This is a genomic window from Sphingomonas sp. AP4-R1 (genome assembly GCF_013113735.1).
Classification (GTDB): domain Bacteria; phylum Pseudomonadota; class Alphaproteobacteria; order Sphingomonadales; family Sphingomonadaceae; genus Sphingomonas_I.
In genome coordinates this window covers 412,733-435,109 of record NZ_CP053346.1, presented here as the reverse complement: position 1 = coordinate 435,109, position 22,377 = coordinate 412,733, and the positions used below count along the sequence as shown (strand labels likewise).

The 22,377-nt window shown below is 67.1% G+C and carries 21 protein-coding genes and 2 pseudogenes; 16 read left to right on the top strand and 7 right to left on the bottom strand.

The features are described 5' to 3' along the window. Positions 1 to 183 precede the first annotated feature (183 nt). Positions 184 to 420: a DUF6356 family protein gene (locus HL653_RS02045; RefSeq protein ID WP_171743028.1), complete on the top strand. Its 237-nt coding sequence runs from the start codon at positions 184 to 186 to the stop codon at positions 418 to 420. Between the two features lie 205 nt (positions 421 to 625). On the opposite strand, the pseudogene HL653_RS02040 reads toward HL653_RS02045, so the two are convergent. Then, positions 626 to 985, bottom strand: a pseudogene (locus HL653_RS02040) (response regulator); the annotation flags it as partial. 85 nt (positions 986 to 1,070) lie between these two features. Between HL653_RS02040 and HL653_RS02035 the strand changes: the two are divergent. From HL653_RS02035 to HL653_RS02020, 4 genes are read left to right on the top strand one after another with little or no spacing between them, the layout of a single operon-like run. Then, a complete protein-coding gene (locus HL653_RS02035; RefSeq protein WP_253717467.1) occupies positions 1,071 to 1,304 on the top strand; it encodes a DUF3572 family protein in 234 nt (77 codons plus the stop codon). Further along, complete coding sequence (locus HL653_RS02030) at positions 1,301 to 1,930, top strand: HAD family hydrolase (protein ID WP_171743025.1); 630 nt, start codon at positions 1,301 to 1,303, stop codon at positions 1,928 to 1,930. The genes HL653_RS02035 and HL653_RS02030 overlap by 4 nt, the downstream gene beginning before the upstream one ends. Before the next feature lie 26 nt (positions 1,931 to 1,956). Continuing rightward, positions 1,957 to 2,415: a RidA family protein gene (locus HL653_RS02025; protein WP_171743024.1), complete on the top strand. Its 459-nt coding sequence runs from the start codon at positions 1,957 to 1,959 to the stop codon at positions 2,413 to 2,415. A gap of 25 nt (positions 2,416 to 2,440) precedes the next feature. Then, entirely contained in the window at positions 2,441 to 3,550 is a 1,110-nt protein-coding gene (locus tag HL653_RS02020) for a GNAT family N-acetyltransferase (protein WP_367613617.1), read from the top strand. 136 nt (positions 3,551 to 3,686) lie between these two features. Here HL653_RS02020 and HL653_RS02015 read toward each other — a convergent pair whose 3' ends face one another. Then, a complete protein-coding gene (locus tag HL653_RS02015) occupies positions 3,687 to 3,968 on the bottom strand; it encodes an SEL1-like repeat protein (protein ID WP_171743022.1) in 282 nt (93 codons plus the stop codon). Positions 3,969 to 4,154: 186 nt separating this feature from the next. Here HL653_RS02015 and HL653_RS02010 point away from each other — a divergent pair, with 186 nt between their 5' ends. The 3 genes from HL653_RS02010 to pgmG are packed head-to-tail and all read left to right on the top strand — an operon-like array spanning position 4,155 to position 6,793. Then, entirely contained in the window at positions 4,155 to 4,949 is a 795-nt protein-coding gene (locus HL653_RS02010) for a division plane positioning ATPase MipZ (protein ID WP_171743021.1), read from the top strand. After that, the gene (locus tag HL653_RS02005) at positions 4,946 to 5,359 is read left to right on the top strand and encodes a molecular chaperone DnaJ (protein ID WP_171743020.1); all 414 of its coding nucleotides are present in this window, start codon (positions 4,946 to 4,948) and stop codon (positions 5,357 to 5,359) included. Before HL653_RS02010 ends, HL653_RS02005 begins: the two co-directional genes overlap by 4 nt. Before the next feature lie 51 nt (positions 5,360 to 5,410). Further along, positions 5,411 to 6,793 (top strand): phosphoglucomutase/phosphomannomutase PgmG, encoded by a 1,383-nt coding sequence (gene pgmG / locus HL653_RS02000; RefSeq protein WP_171743019.1) that lies wholly within the window; start codon positions 5,411 to 5,413, stop codon positions 6,791 to 6,793. A 686-nt stretch (positions 6,794 to 7,479) separates the two neighbouring features. Here the strand turns inward: pgmG and HL653_RS01995 are convergent. Then, on the bottom strand, positions 7,480 to 9,465 hold the full coding sequence (locus HL653_RS01995) for a S9 family peptidase (protein WP_253717465.1): 1,986 nt from the start codon (positions 9,463 to 9,465) through the stop codon (positions 7,480 to 7,482). A gap of 135 nt (positions 9,466 to 9,600) precedes the next feature. On the opposite strand from HL653_RS01995, the gene HL653_RS01990 reads away from it, so the two are divergent. Then, a complete protein-coding gene (locus HL653_RS01990; RefSeq protein WP_171743018.1) occupies positions 9,601 to 10,296 on the top strand; it encodes a glycoside hydrolase family 19 protein in 696 nt (231 codons plus the stop codon). 135 nt (positions 10,297 to 10,431) lie between these two features. On the opposite strand, the gene HL653_RS01985 is transcribed toward HL653_RS01990, so the two are convergent. Beyond that, the gene (locus tag HL653_RS01985) at positions 10,432 to 11,430 is read right to left on the bottom strand and encodes a ligase-associated DNA damage response exonuclease (RefSeq protein WP_171746726.1); all 999 of its coding nucleotides are present in this window, start codon (positions 11,428 to 11,430) and stop codon (positions 10,432 to 10,434) included. A 94-nt stretch (positions 11,431 to 11,524) separates the two neighbouring features. Between HL653_RS01985 and HL653_RS01980 the strand changes: the two genes are divergently transcribed. Then, on the top strand, positions 11,525 to 11,725 hold the full coding sequence (locus HL653_RS01980; protein WP_171743017.1) for a hypothetical protein: 201 nt from the start codon (positions 11,525 to 11,527) through the stop codon (positions 11,723 to 11,725). Between the two features lie 116 nt (positions 11,726 to 11,841). Then, the gene (locus HL653_RS01975; protein WP_171743016.1) at positions 11,842 to 14,262 is read left to right on the top strand and encodes a ligase-associated DNA damage response DEXH box helicase; all 2,421 of its coding nucleotides are present in this window, start codon (positions 11,842 to 11,844) and stop codon (positions 14,260 to 14,262) included. 29 nt (positions 14,263 to 14,291) lie between these two features. Here HL653_RS01975 and HL653_RS01970 read toward each other — a convergent pair whose 3' ends face one another. Next, positions 14,292 to 14,903: a trimeric intracellular cation channel family protein gene (locus HL653_RS01970; protein WP_171743015.1), complete on the bottom strand. Its 612-nt coding sequence runs from the start codon at positions 14,901 to 14,903 to the stop codon at positions 14,292 to 14,294. A 159-nt stretch (positions 14,904 to 15,062) separates the two neighbouring features. Between HL653_RS01970 and HL653_RS01965 the strand changes: the two genes are divergently transcribed. The 5 genes and pseudogenes from HL653_RS01965 (at position 15,063) to tatC (ending at position 20,261) form a co-directional block, all read left to right on the top strand. Continuing rightward, on the top strand, positions 15,063 to 16,130 hold the full coding sequence (locus tag HL653_RS01965) for a helix-turn-helix transcriptional regulator (RefSeq protein ID WP_171743014.1): 1,068 nt from the start codon (positions 15,063 to 15,065) through the stop codon (positions 16,128 to 16,130). Between the two features lie 301 nt (positions 16,131 to 16,431). Further along, a complete protein-coding gene (locus HL653_RS24075) occupies positions 16,432 to 17,406 on the top strand; it encodes a PEPxxWA-CTERM sorting domain-containing protein (protein WP_253717463.1) in 975 nt (324 codons plus the stop codon). Between the two features lie 285 nt (positions 17,407 to 17,691). Beyond that, the gene (locus HL653_RS01955) at positions 17,692 to 18,990 is read left to right on the top strand and encodes a hemolysin family protein (RefSeq protein ID WP_171743013.1); all 1,299 of its coding nucleotides are present in this window, start codon (positions 17,692 to 17,694) and stop codon (positions 18,988 to 18,990) included. 69 nt (positions 18,991 to 19,059) lie between these two features. Further along, a pseudogene (tatB, locus tag HL653_RS24070) lies at positions 19,060 to 19,290 on the top strand (Sec-independent protein translocase protein TatB); the annotation flags it as partial. Positions 19,291 to 19,481: 191 nt separating this feature from the next. After that, the gene (tatC, locus tag HL653_RS01945; protein WP_171743011.1) at positions 19,482 to 20,261 is read left to right on the top strand and encodes a twin-arginine translocase subunit TatC; all 780 of its coding nucleotides are present in this window, start codon (positions 19,482 to 19,484) and stop codon (positions 20,259 to 20,261) included. Positions 20,262 to 20,383: 122 nt separating this feature from the next. On the opposite strand, the gene HL653_RS01940 is transcribed toward tatC, so the two are convergent. Both HL653_RS01940 and HL653_RS01935 read right to left on the bottom strand, forming a co-directional pair. Beyond that, on the bottom strand, positions 20,384 to 20,521 hold the full coding sequence (locus tag HL653_RS01940; RefSeq protein ID WP_171743010.1) for an entericidin A/B family lipoprotein: 138 nt from the start codon (positions 20,519 to 20,521) through the stop codon (positions 20,384 to 20,386). Between the two features lie 290 nt (positions 20,522 to 20,811). Continuing rightward, positions 20,812 to 22,350 carry a sensor histidine kinase gene (locus HL653_RS01935; RefSeq protein WP_171743009.1) on the bottom strand — a complete coding sequence of 513 codons (1,539 nt, stop codon included), beginning with the start codon at positions 22,348 to 22,350 and terminating at the stop codon, positions 20,812 to 20,814. Between the last annotated feature and the right edge of the window lie 27 nt (positions 22,351 to 22,377).

Below are 22,377 nucleotides of genomic sequence, written 5' to 3'. Positions count from 1 at the left end.
TTGCGGCGCATGGCGGCACCGGCCCGCTCCCCCACCCGACCTCCCACAGAGTAAACTGATTGGGAGGTCGGGTGGGGGAGTGGGCCGGTGCCGCCTCGACATGCGATCTTCCTCGCATGTCGCAAACGACCTCCTGATTGCGAGGTCGCCGTCGCGGGGGCATCCTGGCGACGGAGGCCCATCATGTTCGAACGCCTGTTCCTCGCCCATCCCCGCTCCGTCGGCGAAAGCTATGGCGAGCATATGCGCGTGGCGGGGCGGGTGGGCTTCCTGCTGATCGGCGGCGGCATCGCGGCGTTGATCCATGCGGTGTTTCCGCGCTTTCACCAGACGACGGGAAGCCGCCTGATCCGGCGCCTCGCGGCGGAGCTGGATGGGCGAGCGCCGGCCCCGGCGAAAACCGACGCGCCCACCCAATAGGACGAAAGCCCTTCCCGCAGGCGGGAGGGGTTCGCGTGGGGTTCTCAGCATCGGCTGATTGTGTAGCCGTTGGGGGCGGAATGCCCACCCCCGGCCCCTCCCGCGGGCGGGAGGGGAGGACGGGTCTGGTTCAGCGTTAAAAGGGGGCGCTCAGGCCGCGCGCGGCCGATTGCGCCAGGCGCGGATCGGGCAGCGCGTCCGGATCGATCAGCTTGCGGACGGCACTCATGAAGCTGTTCACGGTGACGGGCTTGGAGATATAGGCCTCCGCACCGGCGGCCCGGATCCTTTCCTCGTCGCCCTTGGCGGCATAAGCGGTGACCGCCATCACGGGGATGGACGACAGCGCCACGTCCCGTTTCAGCGTTTCGATCAGCTCGATCCCGCTGACATGCGGCAGCTGAATATCCATCACGATCAGGTCCGGCCCGAAAAGTCGGGCCCGTTCGATCGCGGCTCGCCCGTCGGGCACCGGATCTGTCTCGAAATGATGCGCCTGCAAAAGATCGCAGAACAGCTTCAGATTGAGTTCGTTATCCTCGACAACGAGTACTTTTTTCGCCACGGAACCCTCGCACCCTATGCCCGATGAAACGATCACGACTGCGAAACGATCCATAGTGTCGCACGAAGGAGAAGATGCGCCAACCGTGGCATTGCAGGCGCTTAGCTGGATTCTGGACGATGGCGGCCGTGCGTCGCGGTTTTTGGCGCTGACCGGGCTGGAGCCCGACGATCTGCGCGCGCGCATTTCCGATCCGGCGCTCCATGCGGCGGTGGTCGCCTATCTCGCCGGGCATGAGGCGGATCTGATCGCCTGCGCGCGCGACCTTGCGATCGCGCCCGAGGCTATCCAGGCAGCGGCGCGGGAGTTGAACGCATGAGCCGCCCGCTGCTGATCACCGATTGCGACGAGGTGCTGCTGCATATGGTGCGGCACATGAGCGCCTGGCTGGACGAGGCGCATGCGATCGATTTCCGCCCGACCGGCGGCTTCTTCTCGAAAGCGGCGCGACGCCGATCGGACGGATCGATCGTGTCGGACGACGAATTGTGGGCCTTCCTCGACGGTTTCTTCGCCACCGAAATGCCGCGCCAGACCCTGGTGCCGCATGCGCGCGAGGCGCTGGAGCGGATCGCCGAGGTGGCGGACGTGGTGGTCCTCACCAATCTGGGCGAGGAATCGCTGACCGGGCGGATCGATCAGCTCGCCCGGTTCGGGATCGAGCATCGCGTGATCTGCAACGGCATGGCCTCCAAGGGCGAGCCGGTGGCGCGGCTGATCGCGGAATATAGCCCGTCGGTGGCGGTGTTCGTCGACGATCTGGCCGGGCATCATGCCTCCGTCGCCCGCGCCGCGCCGGACGTGTTCCGGCTGCATATGATCGCCGAGCCCGAGATTGCGGTGGAGTGCGGCCCCGCGCCGGACGCGCACGCGCGGATCGACGACTGGGCCGAGGCGGTCGACTGGGTGCTGGCGCGCTTCGCGGGACATCCCGTGGCCGCCTGAACGCATTTGTGAACGGAGACAGACGGATGAGCATCGACGATCGGTTGGCGGAACTGGGGCATGACCTGCCGGTCGCGGCGGCGCCCGTCGCGGCCTATGTGCCCACCGTGCTGGCGGGTGGCCTGCTCCACGTTTCGGGCCAGCTGCCCTTCCTCGACGGCCAGCTGATGACCGGCCGCTGCGGCGAGGATCGCGACGAGGTGTATGCGCAGAAGGCCGCCGAGCGCTGCGGCCTGATGCTGCTGGCGCAGGTGAAGGCGGCTCTGGGCTCGCTCGACACGGTGGAGCGCGTCGTGAAGCTGGGCGTGTTCGTCAATTCGGCGGGCGGCTTCACCGCCCAGCCCAAGGTGGCGAACGGCGCGTCGGAACTGATGGTCGCGGTGTTCGGCGATGCCGGCAAGCATGCGCGCAGCGCCGTGGGCGTGCCGGTCCTGCCACTGGGCGCGGTGGTCGAGATCGACGCGATCTTCGCCGTAAAGGCCTGATCTTATGGAGGATGTCGTGGCGCGGATGGCAGGCGGGATCGCCGCCTTCTCGCGCTCCGACTGGGATGCGTGCGCGGGTGGGGAGAATCCCTTCGTCAGCCACGCTTTCCTCTCCGCGCTGGAGGATTCGGGCAGCGCCGTGACGCGCACCGGCTGGCAGCCGGTGCCGATCGCGATCGACGATGCGGAGGGGCGCCCGGCGGCGATCCTGCCCGCTTATGCCAAGTCCCACAGTCGCGGCGAATATGTGTTCGATCATGGCTGGGCGGAGGCGTGGGAGCGCGCCGGCGGGAATTATTATCCCAAGCTGCAGATCGCGGTGCCCTTCTCGCCCGTGCCGGGGCCGAGGCTGCTGCTGCGCGATCCGGCGCTGGCGCCTGCTTTGATCGTGGCGGCCGAAAGCGTCGTCGTGCAGAACGATCTGTCCTCGGCGCATGCCACGTTCATCGCGCCCGAGCAGGTGCCGCTGTTCGAGGCGGCGGGCTGGCTGATCCGCACCGACACGCAATATCATTGGGCCAATCGCGGCTATGCGGGCTTCGACGATTTCCTGGGCGCGCTTTCGTCCCGCAAGCGCAAGAATATCCGCAAGGAGCGGGAGACGGCGCGCGAGGGGCTCCAGTTCCTCCACCTGACCGGCGCGGAGATCGAGGAGCGCCACTGGGACGCCTTCTGGCATTTCTATCAGGATACGGGCGCGCGGAAGTGGGGCACGCCCTATCTCACGCGATCCTTCTTCTCGCTGCTGGGCGAGCGGATGGGCGACAAGGTGGTGCTGATGCTGGCGCTGCGCGACGGGCATCCGATCGCGGGAGCGCTCAATCTGGTCGGCGGCGAGACGCTCTACGGCCGCTATTGGGGCTGCACCGAGGAGGTACCCTGCCTCCATTTCGAACTCTGTTATTATCAGGCGATCGATGTTGCGATCGCGCGCGGCCTGAAGACGGTCGAGGCCGGCGCGCAGGGCGAACACAAGCTGGCGCGCGGCTATGAGCCGACGCTGACCTATTCGGCCCATTATATCCCGAACGAGGGTTTCCGCCGTGCGGTCGAGGCCTATCTCGCGCAGGAGCGCGAGATCGTCGAGCACAATGCCGAGGCGCTGGCCGAAGAGGGCCCCTACAGGAAGGGGTGACCGCCGGCTTTTAATCGCCGTTTGCTTGGAGCGGAGATCGACCTTGCCGAGATCGTAGTCGAGAAGTCATCGCGTCGAATAGGGTCGCGACGGACGTATCTCGGCTTCGCTCGAACCTGCTCGAACCGAGCGGTGGTTATGCCGCCTTGCGCTCGATCTGGACGATGGTGGACCGCGCGAGGCGCTGGGCCTCGACGATGTCCTTGCCTTCCATCTCCGCCGCGATCTCCGCGCGCCAGGCCAGAGCCGGGCGATAGCCGCAAAGCGCCGCCACGTTCAGCCAGCGATGCGCCTGCACCAGATCCAGCGGCACGCCGCCCGATCCGCTGGAATAGGCCATGCCGAGTTCGAACGCGGCTTCCGCGCTGCTGGTCTTGTGGGCACTATCGGTGCCCTGCACGCCGAAAAGATTGCTCACTGTCGATCGTCCCTTACCGATGGTGCCTTCTCTCTTATTAACGACAACGATTCGTGAATCTTGAGCCCGTAGAATCACGGGTCCCGAAAAAATCGCGCGCCACCCGGACCCACGCTTGTCCGTTGCCGCAGGAGGTGCCTTCGCCTAGACCGCGCCCATCGTTCCAACAGGGGTAAGAGCGTCTCCGTGCCGGCACATCGCATCGTCTTCGCCAACGAAAAGGGCGGATCGGGCAAATCCACCACCGCCGTCCATGTCGCGATCGCGCTCGCCAGCGCAGGCCGCAAGGTGGCCGCGCTCGATCTCGATACGCGCCAGCGTACACTGGGCCGCTATCTCGACAATCGATCCGCGATGGCCAAGTCGATCGGGCAGGAGCTGGCCACCGCGCGCCACGAAACCTACGATCCGGCCAAAAGCGGCCCGATCGAGGAGCGGATCGAGGCGATGGCGGACGGCATGGACGTAATCGTGATCGATACGCCCGGCCGCGACGACGATTATGTCCGCACCGCCATCTCGATGGCCGATACGCTCGTGACCCCGATCAACGACAGTTTCATCGATCTCGACCTGATCGGACAGGTCCATGCCGAGACGTTCAAGGTCACGCGGCCGAGCTTCTATGCCGAAATCGTGTGGGATGCGCGCAAGGCGCGCGGCAAGCGCGACGGCGCCACGGTCGACTGGGTCGTGCTCCGCAACCGTCTCCAGCATCTGGAGGCGCGCAACATGCGGCGCGTGGCCTCGGCGCTGGCCGAACTGTCCAAGCGCGTCGGCTTCCGCACGATCGCCGGCCTGTCCGAGCGCGTCATCTATCGCGAGCTGTTTCCCAAGGGCCTGACCCTGCTGGATCTGGGCGTGATCGGATCCGAGGCGGGCATGGGCCATATCGCCGCCCGGCAGGAATTGCGCGAGCTGATCGCGGGGCTGCAGCTGCCGGCCCTGGAAACGGCCGAAAAGGTTAACGAGCCCGCATGATGGGCCTGGCCCTCCTCCTCGCCGCCGGGATCGGCTGGTGGGGGTGGAAGACGGGCCGTTTGCGCGCGCCCCGCGCGGGCGACGTCGCCGCATTGGTGGCGGTGCTGGTCGCGGTGCGGCTGTTCAGCCGGGGCGAGGCGGTGACGGCGGTGGCGGCGATCGGCGGGGCCTGCTGGTGGGCCTGGTTTCGCACGCGCAATATGCTGCGCGCGCCGGCCGATCGGGGCATGACGCCGGAGCGGGCGCGGGCCCTGCTGGATGTGCCGCGCGGGGCCAGCGCCTCGGAAATCCGGGCCGCGCACCGCCGGATCATCCAGCGCGTTCACCCCGATGCGGGCGGCTCCACCCAGCTTGCCGTAGAAATAAATGCAGCGCGGGACAGACTCCTCGCAACGCATGTGAAACGATAAACGTTATTAACGCTGCACTGCGGCAAAGTACGCCGGTCAACAGGAGGATTCATGACGCATCGCTTCGACCCTACGTCCCTGCGCGAATATGACATTCGCGGCATCGTCGGAAAGACGCTGGGGACCGCGGATGCCTATGCGATCGGGCGCGGCTTCGCGACGCACGTCCGCCGCGCCGGCGGCACCCGCGTGGCGGTGGGCTGGGACGGGCGCGTCTCGTCCGAAAGCCTGCGCGACGAACTGGTGCGCGGCCTGACGGAGAGCGGCGTGGACGTGGTCCGCACCGGCCTGGGCCCCACGCCGATGCTGTATTTCGCCGAAGCCACGCTGGAAGTGGACGGCGGCATCCAGATCACCGGCAGCCACAATCCGGCCGATTACAATGGCTTCAAGATGGTGCTGCAGCACCAGCCCTTCTTCGGGCAGGATATCCAGTCGATCGGCAAGATGGCCGAGGACGGCGATTGGGACGAGGGCGAGGGCGAGGTGTCCGACGCCGACATCGAGGATCTCTATGTCGATCGCCTGTTCGCCGGCTATTCGGGCGGCGAATTCCGCATCGGCTGGGACAATGGCAATGGTGCCGGCGGCCGCGTGCTGGAGAAGCTGGTCGCCAAGCTGCCGGGCGAGCATCACCTGCTCTACACCGAGATCGACGGCTCCTTCCCGAACCATCATCCCGATCCGACCGAGGAGAAGAATCTCGTCGATCTGAAGAAGCTCGTCGCCGAAAAGGGCCTCGACTTCGGTATCGCCTTCGACGGCGACGCGGACCGGATCGGCGCGATCGACGGCGAGGGCCGCGTGATCTGGGGCGACCAGATCCTCTCGATCCTGGCCGAGCCGGTGCTGAAGGCCGTCCCCGGCGGCACGATCATCGCCGACGTGAAGGCCAGCCAGGCGCTCTATGATCGCGTGGCGGAACTGGGCGGTACGCCGCTGATGTGGAAGACCGGCCACAGCCTGATCAAGGTGAAGATGAAGGAGACGGACAGCCCGCTGGCGGGCGAGATGTCCGGCCACATCTTCTTCCGCCACGAATGGTATGGCTTCGACGACGCGCTCTATGCGGCGATCCGCCTGCTGGGCGCGGTGCGCGCCTCGGGCAAGACAATGACCGAGCTGAAGAGCGCGATGCCGGAGCTGGTCAACACGCCGGAGATGCGCTTCCAGGTGGACGAGAGCCGCAAGTTCGCGGTGGTGGACGAGGTGCTGGACCGGCTGGAAGCCGACGGCGCCGAGGTCAACCGCACCGACGGCGCGCGCGTGAACACCGCCGACGGCTGGTGGCTGCTGCGCGCGTCGAACACGCAGGACGTGCTGGTCGCCCGCGCCGAGGCGAAGGACGAGGCGGGCCTGGAGCGGCTGATGCACCAGATCGACGAGCAGCTGGGCCTGTCCGGGATCAAGCGGGGTCCGCAGGCCAGCCATTGATGGTGGGCGGGGGCCGCTGACGGCTCCCACCCCATCCCTTCAAGAATGATCGAAGCGCCGTTCTTGCTCCGCCTCTGGCGTGAGGAAGGGCGGCGTTTCGCTGTGCCCGGCAAAAGAGGTGCGGTGAATCGCGAAGAGGCCGGTCGGGCCCGCGATCCCGAGGGCCGATCGACATTCAGCGTCGGAATGGCGCCCGCTTTGAAACCTCGTCACCCTGAACCCTTCGACAGGCTCAGGACAGGCTTGTTTCAGGGTCCATGACCCGACCGTTGAGCCAATCAGACCCGTCAGGTCATGGATGCTGAAACGAGTTCAGCATGACAGTCTGGAATAATTTCCAGCTCGGTCTTTCGAATTATCCGAATGTCGATCCGTCCTAGGACCAAGCCGCCGGGCGGGTTGCGGCTCCCGCCCGGCGGGTTTCGGCGGATGGGATGGGGTCCACCCGCCGAACCTCTCGCCGTCGATCCGGTCCGCCTTTTGGCCGAACGTCGCGATCGACGCGCTTCTGTGTCTCGTCTGTTTCCACTGACAAGACGATGCAGCCGCGTGCTTCCCGCACGCCTTTTTTGGCGGCCCGGTCGATTTTTTCTAAAGCGCCACGCATCGCCGCCATGGGGATGCGCACGTTCGGAATATCCCGCTTTTTGGCCAGGATCGCGATGGGACATGCCCGTCCGGAGGGATCACATTCCCATGGAATCGCGGAGGAAGGTGTCCGCCTTGGTCAGCATGTCGATCCGCGCCGAACTGTCGTCCAGCTGGTGATCGAGGCCCGGATAGCGGACGAGATTGCTGACCTTGCCGGCGCGCTTCAGCGCGGCATCCATTCCGGCGGACTGGCCGATGCCGACATTGATATCCTGATCGCCGTGGAACATCAGCACGGGCGCGCGGAAGCGATCGGCATGCAGCGCGGGTGATCCCTCCGTGATGTGGGGGCCATCCCCCACATAAGCCCGGACGATCCCCGCATTGGTGAAGCCGGCCGCCTCCAGCTTCACCTTGTTGAGATCGGTGACGGGCGCGATCGCCACCACGGCCTTGAACAGGCCCGGATCCAGCACGTTCGACTGGAGAGCGGCATAGCCGCCATAGGACCAGCCGACGATCGCCAGCTTGGCGGGATCGGCGATGCCCTGCTTCACCAGCCACTCGCCCGCTGCCGTCACGTCGCGCACGGCGATCTTCCAGGATTTGAAGCCGTTATCGACATACCAGGCATCGCCGAAGCCGGTGGAGCCGCGAAACTGCGGCTGGATCACCGCATAGCCGCGCGCCGCGAAGAATTGGGCGAGCCAGTCGAAGCCCCATTCGTCGCGCGCGGCGGGGCCTCCGTGCGGCATCACGATGGCGGGAAGATTCTTGTCGGCGCCGTCGGGCGGCAGCGTCAGATATGCGGGCACCATCGCGCCGTCGCCGGCCGGGTAGGAAATGGAGCGGACCGTGGCGGTCGCCACGCCATCCAGCTCGGGGCGGACCGGCATCAGCTCGGTCAGGTGACGACTGGCTTTCTGGTACAGGAACATATGCCCGCCGTCCGTATCACTGGAGGCGCGGAGCAAGAGGACGGATTCGTCGGCGCTCGCGCTTTCGAACGAGACGAGCGGCAGCTTCGGCAGGGCCTTGGAGAGCTTGGCTGCCAGCGTCTTATAGTCCGGGTCGAAATAGTCGACCACGCGGCGGTCGGTCGCGTAGCTGACGCCGATCACGCGGCCGTGGCGGCCGATCGTGACGATATCGTCGACGTCGACCACCGGATCGCCATAGACCAACTCCGACGTGAGGGTCTCGTCGAGCCTGACGCGATAGAGCGCATCGCGGCCGTTCAGCGATTTGAGCGCATAGGCCACGTTGGCATTGCCATCCACGGCGAGCGGGCGAAGCGACTCTTTGGCGTTGAGCACCACATGGCTGAACGGGCGCCAGCGCTCCTCGCCGGCCAGGCGATAGCGATAATCCCACCATCCGCGCAGCATCCCGTCATTGGCGACGCCGCGGACGGACATGATGCGGACATGGCCCTGCCCGTCCGTGATGAACGTGTCCGCCAGCTTGTCCGCGCCCTCGATCGTGCGGACGCTCAGCGAGCGCGTGTTGACCTGATCGACGCCATAGCCGTCGCGCGTCGATGCGCCGCGCTGGCCGGTCGAGAAGCCGGGAACATGATCGCGCACCATCAGCACGTCCGGCGTGGATCCGTCGAGCCAATCGATGATGCCGCCGGTGAACTGGCTGATCCGCAGCGCCTCACCCACCGTATGCGCGGTGAGATCCTTGATGTTCTTGCCGTCCGGATCCAGCGACAGCAGCCGCGAGAAGCCGAGGCGCTGGCCATAGGCGATATCGAGGCCGCGAAAGCCGCAGACCAGCCGGTCGTTTCCGGCCCAGCCGCAGTGGGTGAGCTTCAGATTGTCGTCCGAATGCAGGATCGGGTGCGGCTGGCTGTCGGCCAGATCGACCACATAGACCAGCCGCGTCCGTGCGCCGACCGAGCCGACCAGGACGACCTTCTTGCCGTCCGGTGACAGCGCCGCCGAATAGAGATTCTCGCGCGTGCCGAAAATGCGCGCGGCCTTTTCCAGCGGCATCGGCTCCGCCTGCGCGCCGCCGCCCACGAACCCCGCCAATGCCAGCGCTGCGACCGGCGCCAGCCATGAAGATGCTGCCATGATTGTCCCCCGAATTTCATGATGCCCGCGAAACGAAGGCGCGATCAAGCGGGGGGAACGGCGGATTTCCTGCCATTTCGGATCTTGCCGCATTTTGTTGGATGAATGTTGGATCGGGCCGGTCACAGGCTCGGCATGACCCGATTCGATCCGAGCGGCCGTATGGATGCGGCTTTCTGCACGTCGCTGTTCGCCTTCGCCGCCGATCGGCCGCCGGACGAGGTGCTGCGCGCGATCGGCGCGGCGGGGGCGGCGCATCTGGCGGCCTATGGGATGACGACACCCGCGCGGCTCGCCGAGTTCGTCGCGCAGACGGCGCATGAAACGGGGGGCTATCGCCGCTTCGAGGAGGATCTGCATTATTCGGCCGAGGGGCTGGCCCGGACATGGCCGGGGCGATTCGCGCTCTCGACCAAAGCGGCGGTGAAGCGGCCCAACGCGCTGGCGATCCGGCTGGCGGGCCGGCCGGAGGCGATCGCCAACAGCGTCTATGCGCGGGCGGCCGAGGGCAATGTGCAGCCCGGCGACGGCTGGCGCTATCGCGGACGCGGCATGCTGCAGCTCACCTTCCGCAACAATTATCGCGCGGCGGGCAAAAGGCTGGGGCTGGATCTGGAGGCACGGCCGGAGCTGGCGGCGGATCCGGCCACCTCGCTGCTGATCGCGCTGGATTTCTGGCGGCGCGCGGGCGTGAACGTCTGCTGCGACGCGGGCGATTATGTCGGCGCGCGCGGGCTCACCAATTGCGGTTCGCGCACGCCCAATGTGGCGCCGATCGGGCTAGAGGACGTGGCGAAGCGGCGCGCCAGGCTGCTGGCGGTTCTGGTTTAAGTCCCCGTCCCTCCCGTTCCCTTCGAGCGGAGATCGAGCCTGTCGAGATCGCAGTCGAGAAGAGGTTCTCGATGCCCGCTTCTCGGCAAGCTCGAAGCTGCTCGAACCGAACGGGGAGGGATGAGCTCTCGAAGCTCAATCGTCCTCATCCTCGAAGCCGACCAGATCGAGCGCCTTCGCCTTGATCTGGTGCGTGCGGCACCAGTGGACCAGGGCCTCCTCGCGCCCGTGCGTCACCCACACCTCGGAGGGGGCGAGCTCGGTGATCGTGTCGGTCAACTCGTCCCAGTCGGCATGGTCGGAGATGACGAGCGGCAGCTCGACATTGCGCTGCACGGCGCGCTGGCGGACGCGCATCCAGCCCGAGGCCATCGCCGTGATCGGATCGGGCAGGCGGCGCGACCAGCGATCGTTGAGCGCCGAGGGCGGGGACAGCACGATATGGCCCTTCATCTCGGCGGCCTTGATGCCGGTGGCGGGGCGCAGATCGCCCAAGGGCACGCCGAGATCGCGATAGAGATCGCACAGGCGCTGCATCGCGCCGTGAAGGTAAATGGGGGCGTCATGCCCGCGCCCGCGCAACTCCATGATCAGCCGCTGCGCCTTGCCGAGCGCATAGGCGCCGACCAGCACGCAGCGATCGGGATTGGCGTGGAGCGCGGCCAGCAGGCGATCCACCTCGGAGCCCGTATCGGGATGGCGGAAAACGGGCAGGCCGAACGTCGCCTCGGTGATGAAGATGTCGCACGGCACGGGCTGGAACGGCGGACAGGTGGGATCGGGGCGGCGCTTGTAATCGCCCGAGACGACGATCCGCTCGCCGCCTTTCTCCAGCACGATCTGCGCGGAGCCGAGGACGTGGCCAGCGGAGACGAAGCTGACGTCGATGTCGCCCAGCCGGACGCTTTCGCCATAGGCCACGGGCTGGCCGTTCTGCGGGCCGTAGCGCGCGTCCATGATCGCGATCGTCTCGGCCGTGGCGAGGACGGAGGCGTGGCCGCCGCGCGCATGATCGGCGTGGCCGTGCGTCACCAGCGCGCGCGCCTGCGGGGTGGAGGGATCGATCCACGCATCCGCCGAGGGCAGATAGAGGCCCTGCGGGTGCGGTTCGATCCAGGCGCCGATGCGGGACATGAAGCGCAAATGGGGATGGGGCGTGCGCGGTTCCACGGGAGTCGGCCGGATACGCGCGGGGCCTGCTTCGTTGGGACGGCGAGAGGAGATCGACATGGATGGGATGGGCCTCGTCGCCGCGATCGGCGGCCTGCTCCTCGCGCTCGCCTTGCTGTGGGCGGTGATCGGCAATCGGCGGCGCACGCCCGAGGACCGGCGGCGGACCGAGGAGGCCACGCGCGCGATGAAGCTGGGCATCGATCGGGAGGATCGGGTGGCGGATGCCGATCCCTCCCTTCCGTCACGCCGGCCTTGAGCCGGGCTCCCGCTGCCTCGACCCGCGTAAAAAGAAGCGGGATCCCGGCCCAAGGCCGGCTTGACGGGCATGAAGAGCGCCAGCAGGGTCGCAAAATCGCGCGACTGATCTAGCGTATGTCCGTGCGTTCCCCTGCCCCGCTCCCGCCCAAAATCGCCGGCTGGTTCGCCAAGCGCGGCTGGGCGCCCCGGCGCGCGCAGATGGAGATGCTGGACGCCGCGCGGGCCGGGCGTCATGCGCTGCTGATCGCGCCCACCGGCTCCGGCAAGACGATGGCGGGGTTCCTGCCCAGTCTCGTCGCGCTGGCGGAAGAGCCGGCCCAGGGCCTCCACACGCTTTACGTCTCGCCGCTCAAGGCGCTGGCGATCGACGTGCAGCGCAATCTGCTCGATCCGATCACGGAGATGGGCCTTCCCATCACGGTGGAGACGCGCACCGGCGACACGCCCTCCGATCGCAAGGCGCGGCAGCGGGTGAAGCCGCCCAACATGCTGCTCACCACGCCCGAATCGCTGAGCCTGCTGCTGAGCCACGCGGATGCCGGCTTCCTGTTCGAGAGTCTCCAGACGATCGTGGTGGACGAGGTCCACGCCTTTGCCGGCGGCAAGCGCGGCGATCTGCTCGCGCTCTGCATGGCGCGGCTGCAGACGCTGGCGCCGCGGATGCGGCGCGTGGCGCTGTCCGCCACGGTGGCCGATCCCGATCAATATGCGGCGTGGCTCGCGCCCGATGGCGATATCGACGCGGTGGCGCAGGTGACGGGCGATCCGGGCGCCGCGCCCGATCTCGCCATCTTGCTACCCGAGGATCGCGTGCCCTGGTCGGGCCATTCGGGGCGCTATGCGGCGGCGCAGGTGATGGCCGAGATCGAGACGCACCGCACGACGATCATCTTCTGCAACACGCGCAGCCTCGCCGAGCTGATCTTTCAGGATCTGTGGGCGGTCAACGAGATGAAGCTGCCGATCGGTATCCACCATGGCAGCCTCGCGATCGAGGCGCGGCGCAAGGTGGAGGCGGCGATGGCGGATGGCCGCCTGCGCGCGCTGGTGGCGACGGCCAGCCTCGATCTGGGCGTGGACTGGGGTGATGTCGATCTGGTCATCCAGATGGGCGCGCCCAAGGGATCGTCGCGCCTGCTCCAGCGGATCGGCCGCGCCAACCATCGGCTGGAGGATGCGTCCGAAGCGGTGATCGTGCCCGGCAACCGCTTCGAATATCTGGAGGCGCGCGCCGCGCTGGACGCGGTGGAGGCGGGCGAACTGGATCATGAGGTGTTCCGGGCGGGCGCGCTCGACGTGCTGGCCCAGCATGTGATGGGGTGCGCCTGCGCCGCGCCGTTCGCGGAGGAGACTCTGCTGGCCGAGGTACGATCGGCGCTGCCCTATAGTGCGCTTTCAGCCGAGCTTTTCGGGCAGGTGCTGCAGTTCATCGCCACGGGCGGCTATGCGCTGAAGGCCTATGACCGCTTCAAGCGGCTGGTGAAGGGCGAGGACGGGCGCTGGCGGGTGAGCCATCCCCAGTTCGTCCAGCAATATCGGATGAATGCGGGCATCATCGTCGAAGCGACGATGCTCAATGTGCGCTTCAAGAACGGGCGCGCGCTGGGCAAGGTGGAGGAAGGTTTCGCCGCCACCCTCTCGCCCGGAGACACCTTCTTCTTCGCGGGCCTCAGCCTGGAGGTGATCGGCGCCGAGGTGGAGGATGTGTACGTGCGCGCCACCGCCCGGCCCGCGCGCATCCCCACTTATGGGGGCGCGCGCATGCCGATCTCCACCAACCTCGCCAATCGCGTGCGCGGCTATTTCGCGGAGCCCGGCCAGTGGGCGCGTTTCCCGGATGACGTGCGCGAATGGCTGGAGATGCAGGCGCGCCGCTCGCGCCTGCCCCGGCCGGGCGAATTGCTGGTGGAAACCTTCCCGCGCGAGGGGCGGCATTACATGGTGGTGTACAGCTTCGAGGGCTGGAACGCGCACCAGTCGCTGGGCATGCTGATCACGCGGCGGATGGAGACGGCCGGGCTGAAGCCGATCGGCTTCGTCGCCAGCGATTATGCGATCGCCACCTATTCGCTGGAGCCCGTCACCGATCCCGCGCCTTTGTTCGACAAGGATATCCTCGAACATGAGTTCGTCGACTGGGTGCAGCAGTCGAGCCTGCTGAAGCGCGCCTTTCGCGAGGTGGCGGTGATCGGCGGCCTCGTCGAGCGTCAGCATCCGGGCAAGCGCAAGACCGGCCGACAGGTGAGCTTCTCGACCGACCTGATCTACGACGTGCTCCGCAAATATGAGCCCGATCACCTGCTGCTGCGCGCGGCGTGGGACGATGCCCGCGCGCGGATGACGGACGTGGGCCGCCTGGCCGATCTGCTGGACCGGGCGGCGGGCACGATGCTGCATGTCGATCTGCCCAAGGTCTCGCCGCTGGCCGTGCCGGTGCTGGTGCTGATCGGGCGCGAGCGCGTGGCGCAGGGATCGACCGAGGATGCATTGCTGATCGAGGCGGAGGCGCTCGCCGCCGAGGCGATGGCGGAGTGAAGCGCGCGCGCTGATACGGAAGGGCCGCCTTACAGGTGCGGCAGATGCCATCCCTGCAACACGGCCACCAGCCGGAGCAGGCAGCATGTCGTGCCCCCGGCCCAGGCCGCCCAGACCGGACGAAGGCCGGACCGGCGGCTGACCACCAGCACCGCTGCCCCGGCGATCGCGGCGGTCGCCAGAAAATCGGCGCGCAGGATGGCCGGTATCTGCATCAGCAGCACATCGCGCATCGCGCCGCCGCCGCACCCGCCGATGGCGGCCATCATGATCGCGGCGATGGGTGTGAGCCTGTAGTCCAGCGATTTCTCGGCTGCAGCCACGGCCAGCAGCGACAGGCCCAGCGCATCGATGGCGATCAGCGGTCCTTCGGGGATCGTTCGCACCTGCTGGACGAACAGGATCGTCAGCAGCGCGCCTGCGAGGGCGACCGTGATAAGCGGCCAGTGGCGGAGCGCTTCCGGTGGCGTTTCGCCCACCAGCAGGTCGCGGATGATGCCGCCGCCCATGGCCGAGACGATGGCGATGATGACGATGCCGAGCAGATCGAGCCCGGCCGCCGCGGCGACCGACGCGCCATGAATGGCGAGGACGAAGGTCCCGGCGAGATCGACGGTCGTGACCAGCCACCTGTTCGTCATGGCGAAACCCCCAAACGCACCATCCTCGCCCTCATCGCATTCCGCGCGGCCCTTTGCATCCGCGGCGATGGATCGTGATGGCCGAACGGGCGCTGGACAAGAGCGGTCGCGCCCTTTCTGATGGGGATCGGGGGAGCGGAGCAGGGGGCACTCGCACGCATGTTCGCACTGGAGGAGATTTACGACGCCGCGTTCGATCGCGCGCGTTTCCCGACGCTGCTGGAAAGGCTGGTCCATGCGATGGGCGCGCAGGCGGGCTTCATCGGCTGGAGCGATCTGGATCGCGACGCGGGCTTTCAGGTGCAGTTCGGCAACGATCCGAAGTGGCTACACGCTTATGTCGAAACCTATGCGCCGCACGATATCATGCGCCCGCATCTGCATGCCGTGCCCGAAGGCGTGTGCGCGCCCGCATGGGATCTGCTGCAGACCCCCGAAATCCGCGAGAGCCTGTTCTATCGGGAGTATATCGCGCCGCAGGGCATCGTCGACAATCTGGCGGTGAACCTGATCAAGCGGCCCGGCATCGTCGCGCATCTGGCCCTGCTGCGCCACGCGCCCGCGCCGCGCTTTTCGGAGGAGGACTGCGCGCGGCTGGCCGAGATCCTGCCGCACCTGCGCCGCGCCATCTATATCCAGAGCCACCTCATCCGCGCGGCCGATCATGCGGCGGGCGAACAGGCGGTGGCGGGGGTGGCGAACAGCGCGCTGCTGCTGCTGACGGCCGATCGCGTGCTGCTGGATGCCGATGCCCCGCTCGTGCCGCTGCTGCGCCTGCGGATCGGCGAGCCGATCGGGGACGGGCTGTTCGGCACGGCGGTAGCGCGCGCGATCGAAGGCGGCGAGCCGGTCGCGATCGAAGTGTCGCCGGCGGGCGAGGCGGAGCCCGTCCGCCTGCTGCTGGAGGCGCGAGCGCTGGAGACGAACCGCTTCGGTGATCTGGCGAGCGGGCCGGGCGCCACCTGTGCCGTCCACGTCACGCGCGTCGACCGGCCGCGCATCATCGCCTTCGCGGCGATCGGCCAGCTTTACGGCCTGACCGCGACCGAATTGCGCGTGCTGCGCGATGCGATCGAGGCGGGGGACATTACCGAGGTGGGCGACCGGCTGGGCATGGCGCGGGCGACCGCGCGCACGCACCTGCACCGCATCTACGACAAGACCGATACGCGCGGCTTCGCCGGGCTTTCCAGCCTCGCCCACCGCTTCGGGCGGATCGCGACCTGAGAGTCGTGTTTGATGAGCCTGTCGGCGCATGGCGGCACCGGCCCGCTCCCCCACCCGGCCTCCCACAGAATAAACTGATTGGGAGGCCGGGTGGGGAGCGGGCCGTTCCGTCTCGAAATGCCCTCTTCCGCGCATTTTCGACAAAGATTCAGGGTAAACAGATGATGGACGCGGGCGCCGTTTTCGCTCCGTAAACCTGACTCCCGACGCCGTTCAGGACGCATCGCGACCCGGACGGCGATCTGCAGGCATGCCGCGCGGAGGGGGCTCCGCCGGCGGCGAACAGGGGAGTGACAGTGGCATGCGTGTTTCCCGGATTTCTCGCGCGCTGATCGCGTGTCTCGCCGGTCTCGGCACGGCGGCGCAGGCCTCCGACATGACCTATTTCACGACCGTCCCGGACACCGACGTGGCGACCTTCGCCATCGGCCGGATGCGAAATTACGGCAATGGCGAGCTGGTCGTGTCCGGCCTCTCCGGCACCATCTCAAGCGCGTATCTCTACTGGCATGGGCCTACGAACTCGATCGATCCCAAGGCCAATGCCGCAACGAGCTTCGCCGGCCATGCGATCACCGGCACCAATATCGGCTTCTCGCAGGACAATCTGTGGAGTTATGCCAACAGCCAGGCCTATCGCGCTGACGTGACCGCGTTAGTCACCGGCAACGGCTCTTATTATCTCGACGGCTTCATCAACGGCTTCGGTGGCGCCACCGCGAACATCAACGGGGCCTCGCTGATCGTCTTCTACCAGGACGGCGATGCGACCAACAATCGCGATGTCGTGCTGTTCGACGGCAATGATTCGAACTTCGACAACAGCTATGACGCCAATGGATGGAATGCGACGCTGGCCGGCATCGATTACACGTCCGGCTCCGCCTCCATGACGCTCAGCATCAGTGACGGTCAGAGTGTTTTTACCGACGGCGAACTGATGCTCAACGGTACGACAATCGCCAACGGCAACTGGGCGCGGGGAGACAGCGTGCAGCCCGGCGATGGCATTGGCCGCAATGGCTATCTCTGGGACATCCAGACCTATGACGTCACCGGCTTCCTTGTGCCCGGATCGAACACGCTGGATCTGAAGCTGGCGCCGGTATCGGATGCGCTGAGCCTGATCGTCGCGCAATTCTCCCTGCCGGTCGGCGCGGCGCCGCCGGCGCCCTCGCCGGTGCCCGAACCGGCGAGCTGGGCGATGTTCATCGGCGGCTTCGGCCTGATCGGCGGAGCGATGAGGCGGCGGCGGGTTTCGGTGCGCTTCGGCTGAGGGGCTGCTCAGACGATCTTCGCACTGCTCCCAATCCTCCGTTCGTTTTGAGCGAAGTCGAAAACGTGCCGCGCACGCAACGCCTGAAGCCCGTCCTTCGACGTCGCTCAGGACGAACGGTTCGTTGTATCAGTCGCATTTCTTGGAGACGGCCGATGTTGCCGCTTGAATGCTGATCCGCGTCCGGCGCGCGCATTTCCCCGCAACACCGCATTTTCCCGGCTCGTCGTGCAAACTCATCGCTTGCTCGCAGGCCCGCCCCGACGTTAAGGCGGGTTCGCGCCCATGGCACACCCTTTTCCCTGGTTCGATCTGGCGATCATCATCTTCCTGATGATCCTGAACGGCGTCTTCGCGATGAGCGAACTCGCGATCGTGTCCGCGCGCAAGCCGCGGCTGGAGGCTCTGGCCCGTAAAGGGCGCAGCGGCGCGCGCGTCGCGCTGGTGCTGGCGAGCGATCCCGGCAAGTTCCTGTCCACCGTGCAGACGGGCATCACGCTGATCGGCATCCTGGCGGGCGCCTATTCGGGCGCGAGCCTGGGCGGGCCGGTGGGCGAGCTGATCGGCACGCCGCTGGGGCTGGATGCGCAGACCGCCGCGCAATGGGGCTTCGTGCTGGTCATCATCGGCACCACCTATCTGAGCCTGATCGTCGGCGAGCTGGTGCCCAAGCAGTTCGCGCTGCGGCAGCCGGAGGCGATCGCCTCGATCGTGGCGCGGCCGATGATGTGGCTGTCGCGCGTCGGCGCGCCCTTCGTGTGGCTGCTGGACCGATCGAGCGCCTTCATCTTCCGCCTGCTGCGGCTGGACCGCGAGGCGACCAACCATGTGACGGCCGAGGAACTGCACCTCGTCGTCGCCGAGGCCTCCACCGCGGGCGTGATCGACGATAGCGAGCGTGCGTTCATTTCCAGCGTCGTGCGGCTGGCCGATCGCCCCGTGCGCGAGGTGATGACGCCGCGCACCAATGTCGACTGGATCGATCTGGACGACGATGCCGATACGGTGCGCGAGCAGCTGCTGACGATGCAGCACAGCCGTATGCCGGTGGGCCGTGGCACCGTGGATGCGCTGGTCGGCGTGGTGCAGGCGCGCGATCTGCTGGGCGCGTCGCTGGCCGACACCAAGCCCGCGATCGAGACGCTCGTGCGCACCGTGCCGGTCGTGCCGGACCAGATGGACGCGATGGACGCGCTGACCGTGCTGCGCGAGGCGGACGTGCCGATGGCGTTCGTGCATGACGAATATGGTCATTTCGACGGGCTGGTGACGCCGGTGGATCTGCTGGCGGCGATCGCGGGCGCCTTCGCCTCGAACAATGACGAGGAGACGGATCCGCCTTTCTTCGAGCGCGAGGATGGCAGCTGGCTGCTCTCGGGGTCGGCCTCGGCGGACGTGCTGGCGGACCGGCTCTGCATCGATCTGCCCGACGATCGCGATTATGCGACCGTGGCGGGCTTCGCTCTGTCCGTGCTGCGCCATCTGCCGACGACGGGCGAGGTCTTCTCCGAGGAAGGCTGGCGCTTCGAGATCGTCGATATGGACGGGCGCAAGATCGACAAGCTGCTGGCGAGCCGCGAATGAGCCGGCTCCGCCGCGACGAAGCGTCGAGCCCGCTTCCACCCCGCACGATCAGGCTCTAAAGCCCTCGCCATGTTCGATATCGCGCCATCGGAGCTGATGCTCGTCGCCATCGTGGCGCTGGTCGTGATCGGCCCGAAGGATCTGCCGCGCGCGATGCGAGTCGTGGGCCAGTGGGTCGGCCGCGCGCGCGGCGTCGCCCGCCATTTCCGCTCCGGCTTCGACGAGATGATCCGTCAGGCCGAGATGGAGGAGATGGAGAAGAAGTGGGCGGCCGAGAATGCCCGGATCATGGCCGAGCATCCCGCATCCGCGCCCCCGCCGCCGGAAGAGCATGACGACGCGCATTATGCGATGATGCCGCTGCCCGAACTGCCCGAGCCCGTTTACCCGCAACAGGGGCATGACGGGCATGAGGGGGGCGAGACGAAGCCCGAGAGCGACGGCGCGGCCAAGGCCCCGACCGAGAGCCACCAGGAGCCCCCGGCCCGCTCATGAGCATGCCCGACGAACTGGACGATACGCGCGCGCCTCTGCTGGATCACCTGATCGAGCTGCGGAGGCGCCTGCTGTGGTGCATCCTCTCGCTGGGCATCACCTTTGCGATCTGCCTGTATTTCGCGCGGCCGATCTTCGCCTTCCTCGTCCATCCGCTGGTGCGCGCCGGGCAGGGCAAGATCGTCTACACCCAGATTTTCGAGGCCTTCTTCGTCGAGGTGAAGGTCGCCTTCTTCGCCGCCGCGATGCTGAGCTTCCCGGTAATCGCCAACCAGATCTGGCAGTTCGTGGCGCCCGGCCTCTACAAGAAGGAGCGGAACGCCTTCCTTCCCTTCCTGATCGCGACGCCGGTGCTGTTCCTGATGGGCGCGGCGCTCGCTTATTTCGTGGCGGTGCCGATGGCGCTGCATTTCCTGCTGGGCTTCCAGGGCAATCTGGGCGGCATCCAGCAGGAGGCGCTGCCGTCGGTGGGCAATTACCTCACCTTCATCATGCAATTCCTGTTCGGCTTCGGGCTGGCCTTCCTCGTGCCGGTGCTGCTGATGCTGCTGGAGCAGGCGGGGCTGGTGTCGCGCCAGCAGCTGGTGTCGCTGCGCCGCTATGCGATCGTCGGCAATACGGCGGTGGCGGCGGTGCTCTCCCCGCCGGATATCGGATCGATGATCATGCTCGGCGTGCCGCTGATCCTGCTCTACGAACTGGCGCTGATCGCGATGTGGTTCACCGAGCGCCGCCGCAAGAAGAGCGACGACAGCACGGCTCTGGTCGAAAGCTGAGGGTTTAATCGCTTCGTCATTGCTTCGCTGCGCTCGCAATGACGATCCTTCGAGCCTCCCACACGAGAAAGGGCGCCGCCCCTTTCGGAGCGACGCCCTTTCCCGCTGATGCCCCGTGGGGCTTACTTGTTGTCGTCGGCCGCGTTGCTGACGGCCTTGCCGGCGGACGAGACGTCCTTGCCGGCGCCTTCGACAGTGTTGCAGGCCGAGACGAGCAGGGTGCCGGCGACGAGAGCCAGCGCGAGTGCCTTGCGAACCATGTTACTCTCCCAAAATCAGTCCATCCCGACGGGCGGGACCGAGGGATCAATGTCCCACGCCGCACCATGTTCCGCATCCGGTCCGATCGACCGTAAAGTATTGGAAATAGGATGGAATGTGTTGCCTGAAAACAATGTGGGCCCGGAGGCGCCGCCGGGGGGAGGATCGGCGCGTCCGGGCCCATTTGTGTGGACAGCGAGAGCGGGGGGGCAAAAGGTCGCTATCCGGTGTTGAGAACGGGCCGGGCTGAACATGGTTCCGGCCTCTCCCGATTGCCTTCAAAATTTTTTCAGGAAGCGGGTATCTCGCTCTCGTCATCGGGAACGATGCCGATCTCGATCGTATAGCGTATGCCGTCTTCGTCCTGCGTGAGGGCGGAGCGGAGCTGGCGGGCGAGGCCGCCCGCGATTCGATCGAAACGCTGCCGGGCGGCCCCTTCGGTCGCGGCCTCCGACACGAAGCCGGGGGCGCGGATCGAGAGCAGGGCCCGATCCGGCTTGTCGGTGGTGCGAACGCTGATCATCACCGGATCGGCCGGGGCGGACGTCATCAGCAGCTCCACCGCCTCGGTGATCAGGAACGCGACGGGGACGGCCACGTCCTGGCTCACATGGGCGGCGGCCATATCCAGCATGATGTGGAAATGGCTGGCCTCGGCGGGCGCGGTCGCGCGCAGGTTCGAGGTGAGTTCGCCGATCAGCGAGCGCAGCGCCACGCCGCGATTTTCCTCCAGCTCGGCATAATGGTTGCGGTGGACCACCGCGAGCGCATCCACGCGGCGCTGGATCGAGGCATAGGCCGCCGCGACGTCGCCGGTCGATCCGCGCGCATGCAGCGCGATCAGGCTGGCGACCACCTGCAGATTGTTCTTCACGCGATGATGGACTTCGCGCGTCAGCCGGACCTGCCGGTTGAGCCCTTCCTCCAGCGCGATCTCGCGCGTGGCGATCTGTTCGGCGGCGTCGCGGAAGGAATCCGCGAGGGCGGTGATCTCCAAGGCGGGCGTCTGCAGCCGGGGCAGCGTCAGCGGAGCGGTGCCGAGCTGCACCACCGAACGCTGAAGCTGGCCGAGCGGGCGCAGCAGCAGGCCCTGCACCACGCTCCAGCCGATGATCGCCGCCGCCGCCCACATCAGGATCGGCAGCAGCACCAGCAGGATCTCGATCGCGGAGACGGCGCTGGCATAGATCGATGCGACGAGATTGATCTGCCCGCCCGCAAACGGCGCGCTCACGGTGATGCGCTGGTCGAGCGGGCCGGCCTTGTGCGCGGTGACGAGCGGCAGGCGCGCGCTGCCCTGCCGCAGCATCACGCTCTGATTGCCGGTGGCGATACCCAGCGAACGGATCAATTGCGCCTGCGAGGTTTCGCCCACGCCATAGCCACCATTGCTGGCGCCCACGGTGAAGCGGATGCCGCCCGGTGGATCGAGCAGCAGCAGTTCGATCCCGATATTGCCGCGCGGCGGCGGCAGGCGGGCCGCGCGGAAGCCCGCGCTCGCGCAGCGCAGGCCACCGTCCATGCCGAAAAAGGCGATGCGCGTATCCTGGCCCAGGATGCGCGATGCCTGCGCGAGGGCGTTGCGGCATTCGGGGAGGCCGCCGGCGGCGGCGAAGGCGGCCGCGCGCACCACATTGGCGCTGCGCACCACGGCCAGATCGATCTGGCGCGCCTCGGCGGTCGCGATCAGGCGCGCGTCCGCCTCGTGCTGGAGGCGCTTGTCATGCGCGGACTGGATCGATGCGAACAGGGCGATGATGCCCAGCGGCAGCAGCGCCACCGTCATGATGATGAGCATCTTCGCTCCGCTGGACAGGCGGGCGATCACGAACGGGAATCCGAAACGAGCAGCATG